Source organism: Roseobacter sp. (assembly GCF_039970775.1).
Taxonomy (GTDB): Bacteria; Pseudomonadota; Alphaproteobacteria; order Rhodobacterales; family Rhodobacteraceae; genus Roseobacter.
On sequence record NZ_JBDVLG010000036.1, the window covers coordinates 23,755 to 30,673 of the forward strand.

General features: G+C 57.3%; 6 protein-coding genes and 1 tRNA gene. 3 read left to right on the forward strand and 4 right to left on the reverse strand.

Features of this window, described 5'->3' with window-relative positions:
- The first annotated feature begins 82 nt into the window (after nt 1-82).
- The 3 genes from ABJH13_RS08910 to ABJH13_RS08920 all read left to right on the forward strand — a co-directional run bounded on the left by ABJH13_RS08910 (nt 83) and on the right by ABJH13_RS08920 (nt 2,657).
- The gene (locus ABJH13_RS08910; RefSeq protein WP_348405869.1) at nt 83-1,720 is read left to right on the forward strand and encodes an ABC transporter ATP-binding protein; all 1,638 of its coding nucleotides are present in this window, start codon (nt 83-85) and stop codon (nt 1,718-1,720) included.
- A 358-nt stretch (nt 1,721-2,078) separates the two neighbouring features.
- Nucleotides 2,079-2,381, forward strand: a complete 303-nt coding sequence (locus ABJH13_RS08915) for a hypothetical protein (RefSeq protein WP_348405870.1) — start codon at nt 2,079-2,081, stop codon at nt 2,379-2,381.
- Between the two features lie 54 nt (nt 2,382-2,435).
- Complete coding sequence (locus ABJH13_RS08920) at nt 2,436-2,657, forward strand: hypothetical protein (protein ID WP_348405871.1); 222 nt, start codon at nt 2,436-2,438, stop codon at nt 2,655-2,657.
- Between the two features lie 26 nt (nt 2,658-2,683).
- Here ABJH13_RS08920 and ABJH13_RS08925 read toward each other — a convergent pair whose 3' ends face one another.
- The 4 genes from ABJH13_RS08925 to ABJH13_RS08940 form a co-directional block, all read right to left on the reverse strand.
- On the reverse strand, nt 2,684-4,570 hold the full coding sequence (locus ABJH13_RS08925) for an acyl-CoA synthetase (RefSeq protein ID WP_348405872.1): 1,887 nt from the start codon (nt 4,568-4,570) through the stop codon (nt 2,684-2,686).
- Nucleotides 4,571-4,702: 132 nt separating this feature from the next.
- Nucleotides 4,703-6,505 carry an ABC transporter transmembrane domain-containing protein gene (locus ABJH13_RS08930; RefSeq protein WP_348405873.1) on the reverse strand — a complete coding sequence of 601 codons (1,803 nt, stop codon included), beginning with the start codon at nt 6,503-6,505 and terminating at the stop codon, nt 4,703-4,705.
- Between the two features lie 125 nt (nt 6,506-6,630).
- Nucleotides 6,631-6,704, reverse strand: a tRNA-Gly gene (locus ABJH13_RS08935).
- 93 nt (nt 6,705-6,797) lie between these two features.
- Nucleotides 6,798-6,919: IS3 family transposase (locus tag ABJH13_RS08940; protein ID WP_348405874.1), on the reverse strand; the 122-nt coding region annotated here is incomplete at its 5' end.

A 6,919-nucleotide genomic window follows, 5' to 3' on the forward strand; every position in this document is an offset into this window, starting at 1 on the left:
AGCTTTTGCACACACAACGCGCGTATATTCAGAGGGCCCGGGGCACTGCGCCTGCGCGGCCCCACCCACGGGAGACCCGCATATGACATCCCCCCTTCTCAAGGTCCGTGGCCTCAAGATCGGCGCAACCGTCTACCCACCCGGCGAAAAACCACACGATATCGAAATTGTGCATGGTGTGGATTTTGACCTAGATCCTGGAAAAGTCCTTGGGTTAATCGGTGAATCGGGCGCCGGCAAATCAACCATCGGGCTGTCGTCTATGGCCTATGGCCGGGGCGGCGTGGAAATCACGGGCGGGTCGGTCGAAATCAACGGCCGCGATATCCTAAAATCTGGGCAACGCGACATCCGCCGCCTGCGAGGGGCCGAAGTCACCTATGTGTCCCAATCGGCTGCGGCCTCGTTCAACCCAGCCAAACAGATCATGGAGCAGGTCACCGAGGCCGCTATTTTCCAAGGCAAATTTTCAGCGTCCGAGGCCGAAACCCGCGCCGTAGAACTGTTTCGCAAGCTGCGTCTTCCTGACCCTGAAAACATCGGCAGCAGGTACCCCCACCAAGTTTCAGGCGGGCAATTGCAACGCTGCATGACGGCGCTTGCCCTGTGCCCAGAACCCGATCTGGTGGTTTTTGACGAACCCACGACCGCGCTTGATGTCACCACCCAAATCGACGTTCTTGCCGCGATCAAGGACGCGATCCGTGATACCGGCGTTGCGGCCCTGTATATCACCCATGACCTTGCTGTTGTGGCGCAGGTCAGCGACCACATCATGGTGCTGCAACAAGGCGCCATGGTCGAATATGGCACCACCGACCAGATCATCAACGCCCCAAACGAAGACTACACCAAGGCGTTGGTGTCTGTGCGGTCCATCGCGCATACGGAAAAACAGCCCGGTGGCACGCCTGTCTTGCAGGTCGACGGGATCAGCGCGCGCTATGCGGGCACCAATTTCGACGTGCTCAAAGACATCAATGTGGCGCTATATCCGGGGCAAACCCTTGCGATTGTTGGGGAATCCGGATCTGGAAAATCGACATTGGCGCGGGTGATCACCGGGCTGTTGCCACCCAAAGCGGGCACGATCAACTTTGACGGGCGCACCCTAACCCCCGACCTTGCCACGCGCCCTCTTGAAGACCTGCGCGAGTTGCAGATGATCTACCAGATGGCTGATACGGCCATGAACCCACGCCAGACAGTGGGCACGATTATCGGGCGGCCGCTGGAGTTTTACTTTGGCCTTAAAGGTCCCGAAAAACAAAAGCGTATACAGGAACTGTTGGACCAGATTGAACTGGGCGAAGGGTTTCAAGATCGCTATCCGGCAGAGCTTTCGGGTGGGCAAAAACAACGTGTGTGCATTGCCCGTGCGTTGGCTGCCAAACCCAAACTGATCATTTGCGACGAAGTAACATCGGCGCTGGATCCACTGGTGGCGGATGGTATTCTCAAACTGCTGTTGGAGCTGCAAAAGGCCGATGACGTCGCGTATCTGTTCATCACGCATGATCTTGCGACGGTTCGAGCCATCGCTGACAGCATCGCTGTGATGTACCAAGGCGCCGTTGCGCGCTATGGTCCCAAGTCGACGGTGCTTAGCCCCCCATTTGATGACTACACCGACCTATTGTTGAGTTCTGTGCCGGAAATGGAGCTCGGTTGGCTCGAAAAGGTGCTAAATAGTCGCAAAATGGAAAGCGCTGGAAACTAGCCGCACCGCCGAAACGGCCATTGGTCCATCACACGCCCGGCGGCAAACGTCACCGGGCGGACCAGATGGCAGCGCATAGCCCACACCGGAATCGCTATGCGCCCCTATCAAGTGCCCATATATGTATCGTCCCGGCGATTTTTCTTGTGCGATGCGTTTGCATTGTTCGGACATCGCGATGAAAAGGAACAGGTGTGAACCTATTGATCCAAAGTTATAAAATAAATCTCATCGCCTAAATATCGCGATATTCTCGTGGTGATCTCAAAACTTGGCAGGTGCGCCGCATAGCCCCACAGCCAAAGGGCACTACTCAAAACCATCGCTCTGATCCATGTTGACAAATGGTTAACGCGACATGCCTGATCTGATACTGAAAATGCCTGACACCTCTCATTTTCCCCATTGGGTGCTGACGGCCTTTGACGATATATGTGAAACACTCAGTGTCCCGATCTCGATCGCGGATCCCTGCCAGAACGACACGCCCCTACATGTCGATAGCGCCTTTGAGCGGTTAAGCCAGTATAGTTCAGCAGAAGCCGTTGGGCACAATGCGCGGTTCATGCAAGGGGAGTTCACGGATCGGACCATGACCAACGATGTTGACCGCAGCACCACTCTTTTGATGGCCTGCCATTTCGCCTTTGTACCCACGTAAACCAAAGGCAGCATAGCGCAGACCAGCGCCGTTCTGGACCATGCACAACGTCAGATGCGGCTCAACCGGTCAACGGGGCCAGATTGCGTGAATGTGCACGACGTCTACCGGCTGGATACCATTGCGATGCGGTTTGAGGCAACGTTTACGCGGGTCAAGAACGCCTTGATCAACTATAATAACGAACAGGTGCGCCTAGAGATCAGCACCCAAAATTCAGCTGATCCTGACGCGCCACATCACAAGATCGAAAGAAGCCGCGCGATGCTGTGGTAGCCCCACCCCGTGACAGCTGACAGGCCCTAGCCGCCGGTCCCGGCGATGTCCCAAGGGCGGACAAAAACGTTCAAAACCTCTGAAATCGCGGCCTCATCGGCGCCTTTCGGATCAACCTGCGCAACCAAACCACGCTTTTTGTCATCAACCACCTGAACCACCCGCGCAGGCACCCCTGCCGTGTCAAACGATTGGTTGTATATCCGGGTGATCGCCGCCTTGCGCAGATCCGGTTTAAAGATCTTACCCACAGCCGTCTTGGGCAATTCATCCATGATTGTCATATGCTTGGGCTGTGCGGCACGTTCCAACACGTGCTCTTTGCAGAAGGCCAGAAGTTCGTCTTCGGTGACCTGCGCGCCCTCGACCAGTTCGACAAAGGCGCAGGGCACCTCGCCTGAATGGCCATCCGGTTGGCCAATCGCCCCGGCAAAGGCGACCGCCTTGTGATGCAACAGGGCCTCTTCTATTTCGGCGGGGTCGATGTTGTGCCCACCGCGCAAAATCAGGTCTTTGGCGCGCCCGGTGATCCACAAATACCCATCCGGATCGACACGCCCAAGGTCGCCTGTTCGCAGATAGTTGCCAAAATAGAGATCCGCGTTTTTGTCGACTTCGGTGTAGGTCTTGCCCACATAAACGCCGGGGTTCGAGACACAGATTTCGCCGATCTCATCCACATCGACCTCCATCGGCCCATCCGGCGTGTTCTTGTAAATCTTCACGCTGCAGTAGGGAAATGGCACGCCAATGCTGCCCACCCTCTTTTCGCCGTCCACCGGGTTACACGACACCAGACAGGTCGCTTCTGTCAGGCCATACCCTTCGACCAACCGCACGCCTGTCGCCTTTTCAAACCGGCGAAACAGCTCCAATGGCAGCGGAGCAGAGCCCGAAAACGCGGTTTTCACCGTACTGATATCTGCATCAATCGACCGTTGCATCTTGGCAGAAATCGCAGTGGGCACCGTGATCACAAAAGTGATTTTCCAACGTTCGACCAACTTCCAAAAGTTGTCCATCACGCCCTCGCCGCGGTACCCTTGTGGTGTGGGGAACACCACATGCGCCCCCGAGGCCACCGCCGACATCAAGATCACATGACACGCGAAAACGTGAAACAACGGCAGTGGGCAGATGATGTTGTCTTTTTCGGAAAACAGCAATTCGTGGCCCAGAAAACCGTTGTAAACCAAACCCGAATACCGATGCTGCGCGACCTTGGGCATGCCGGTTGTGCCGCCGGTATGGAAATAACACGCAACGCGATCTTCGCGCGCATCAGCAAACCCAAGTTGGTTGCCGTGCTTCGCCATTTCCGTCTGAAAATTCAGGTATTTGGCGTGATTTTGCACCTGACGCGTGGGCCGGATGACCGGCACGATCCATGATTTCGGCGGCGACAGATGGCGCACCAAATCGACTTCGATCACGGTCTCGACATTGGGCGCCAGCGCCACAGCTTGGGCCGTTTTATCCGCCACATTCGTCTTGGGAAAGGGGCGCAGCGTCACCACAACCTTGGCATTGGTTTCGCGCAAGATTGATCCGATTTGTTCGGCATCCAGCAACGGATTTATCGGGTTCACGACCCCTGCGACCGCGCCCCCCAACAGGGTCAGCACGGTTTCGGTCGCGTTTGGCAAAACATAGGCGACAACGTCGGTTTCGCCGACACCCAGCGACCGGAACATATTGGCCGCCTGCGTCACCTGATCCTTGAGCGCAGCCCACGTCAGGGTTTCGGCCTTGTCGCGCGGGCCCGATAAAATCTGATAACTGACGGCATTGTGGGTCGGGTATTTCTCGGCGGTCCGGCTCAACAACCCATATAAGGTTTTGGGCAAATCGCGGTCTTCCCATGGCATCGCGGCCTCGATCGCATTGCGATCTTCAATCCCGGCAAAGGTCATTCAAATCCTCCCAGATCGCCCGTCTCTGGGCCTGTCTCCCTACACAGAAGATGGTGGCAAATGCCGGATTGTGCAAGCGTTCTAAGCGCCGCTGCCGGTGCGCAGACGTGGCGTCAGATCACGCGGGGTGGTTTACTCCGCGGCAATGCCATCGGTGAACTGCAAGCGCGCCAGCCGCGCATAGAGCCCATCTTCGGCCACCAGTTTATCGTGCGGGCCACTGGCCACCACACATCCCTGATCCAGCACGACGATGCGGTCGGCCTTTTTCACCGTCGCCAACCGATGCGCCACGATCAATGTGGTGCGCCCTTGGCTCAGCGTATCAACAGCCGCCTGCACCGCACGTTCGCTTTCGGCATCCAGCGCGCTTGTGGCTTCGTCAAGCAACAGCACAGGCGCGTCGCGCAGAATGGCCCGCGCGATCGCGATGCGTTGTTTTTGCCCGCCAGATAGCATGACACCGCGTTCGCCAAGGTAGGCATCGTAGCCATCGGGCAACGCTGTGATAAACGTATGTGCTGCGGCCGCCTCTGCTGCGGCCTCAATCTCGGCGTCTGTGGCGTCGGGGCGGCCAAACCGGATGTTTTCGCGGGCGGACGCGGCAAAAATCACCGGGTCCTGCGGGACAAGCGCTACCGCCTGACGGAACGCATCACGCTGCAGGTCTTGCAGGTCGATCCCGTCCAGCAAAATGCGCCCAGATGTTGGGTCATAAAACCGCAAAATCATCTGGATAATCGTCGTTTTACCGGCCCCAGACGGCCCGACAAACGCGACGGTTTCGCCGGGTTCAATCGTCAGGTCCACCTGATCCAGCGCCATGACCGCAGGCCGCGACGGGTAGGCAAAACTGACCCCTTCAAACGTGATGCGCCCCGCCACTGGCACCGGCAACGATTGTCCGGCGCTGGGGTCTTGGACGCTGTCTTGGGTGTGCAATAATTCGACCAATCGTTCGGTTGCCCCGGCGGCGCGTTGCAGTTCGCCCCAGATCTCTGACAGGGCGGCCACGCCACCTGCCACCATCACCGCATAGATCACAAATTGCACCAAAGCGCCTTGCGACATATCCCCTGCCCGCACATCGCGCGCGCCGATCCACAACACGCCAACAATGCCCGCAAACACTAGAAAAATCACGATAACCGTCATTACCGCGCGGGTTGTGATCCGGCGCCGCGCCGCGTCAAACGACAGCTCTGTGACCTTGGCAAACTCAGCCCGGCTGGCGGCCTCGTGGGTGTAGGCCTGCACGGTTTGCACCGAGCTCAACGTCTCGGAGGCATTGCCCGAAGACGCCGCGATCCAATCTTGGTTTTCGCGGCTCAGCACACGCAATTTGCGCCCCAACACCAAGATCGGCACGACCACCGCAGGCACGATCAGTAACACCAACCCCGTAAGCTTGGCCGACGTCAGCAGCATGAGCCCCAACCCGCCCACAAAGATCAGCAAGTTGCGCAAAGCGATCGACACCGACGACCCAATGACCGACAAAATCAATGTCGTATCCGTGGTGATCCGGCTCAGGACCTCGCCCGTCATGACCTGTTCGAAAAACGCGGGGCTCATGGAAATCACCCGGTCAAACACCGCCTTGCGAATATCGGCCACAACCCGTTCGCCCAGACGTGTCACCAGCATATATCGCAGCCCCGTGCCGACAGCCAAAAGTGCCGCAATGCCCAAAGCCGCCGCAAAATACTGATCGAGGATATGAGAGCTTTCGGTGTCAAAGTTATCGACCACCCGGCGCACGGCCAACGGCAGGGTCAGTGATATGATCGCCGTACTGACAAGCGCTGCGATGGCCGCAAACATTAAAGTCCGGTATGGCCATATGAACGGCATCAACGCAGACAATGCGCCCAGTTTTTTGGATTTTGCGCGTTCTTCTGTCTGCCCCGGAACCGGAGGCGTTGCGTCGGCCATGTCTCTTCCTTCGTCGTGTGACAGCGTTCATGGCCGTCCATGCCGCGAGGGTCAAGTCATCGCGCAAAAGAGGTGCCAACTTGCCGCGCCTTTGAGGGCACCTATCATCGGTATAAGGGAAAGGGTGGAGCGGGCGGCGGGAATCGAACCCGCGTCATTAGCTTGGAAGGCTAAGGTCTTACCACTACACAACGCCCGCTCAATAAAACCGGGTGTATTTCATACCAGCGTAAGCGTCAAGTGAACCAATTGAAGCCCCCTAGAAGAGCAGAAATAAGGTGCCCCTAGTTTCCTAGACACCTGCCTCGTTCATTTTCCTTCGTTCGATTTCATAGTCAACTGGCGACAGCATGCCATTGCTGGCGTGCTTGCGTGTCGAGTTGTAAAACACTTCGATGTAATCGAACACGCCCT

Excerpts from the sequence above, each read along its gene's own strand:
- ABJH13_RS08910 (WP_348405869.1), top strand. The coding sequence starts at position 83 with ATGACATCCCCCCTTCTCAAGGTCCGTGGCCTCAAGATCGGCGCAACC.
- ABJH13_RS08915 (WP_348405870.1), top strand. The coding sequence starts at position 2,079 with ATGCCTGATCTGATACTGAAAATGCCTGACACCTCTCATTTTCCCCAT.
- ABJH13_RS08920 (WP_348405871.1), top strand. The coding sequence starts at position 2,436 with ATGCGGCTCAACCGGTCAACGGGGCCAGATTGCGTGAATGTGCACGAC.
- ABJH13_RS08925 (WP_348405872.1), bottom strand. The coding sequence starts at position 4,570 with ATGACCTTTGCCGGGATTGAAGATCGCAATGCGATCGAGGCCGCGATG.
- ABJH13_RS08930 (WP_348405873.1), bottom strand. The coding sequence starts at position 6,505 with ATGGCCGACGCAACGCCTCCGGTTCCGGGGCAGACAGAAGAACGCGCA.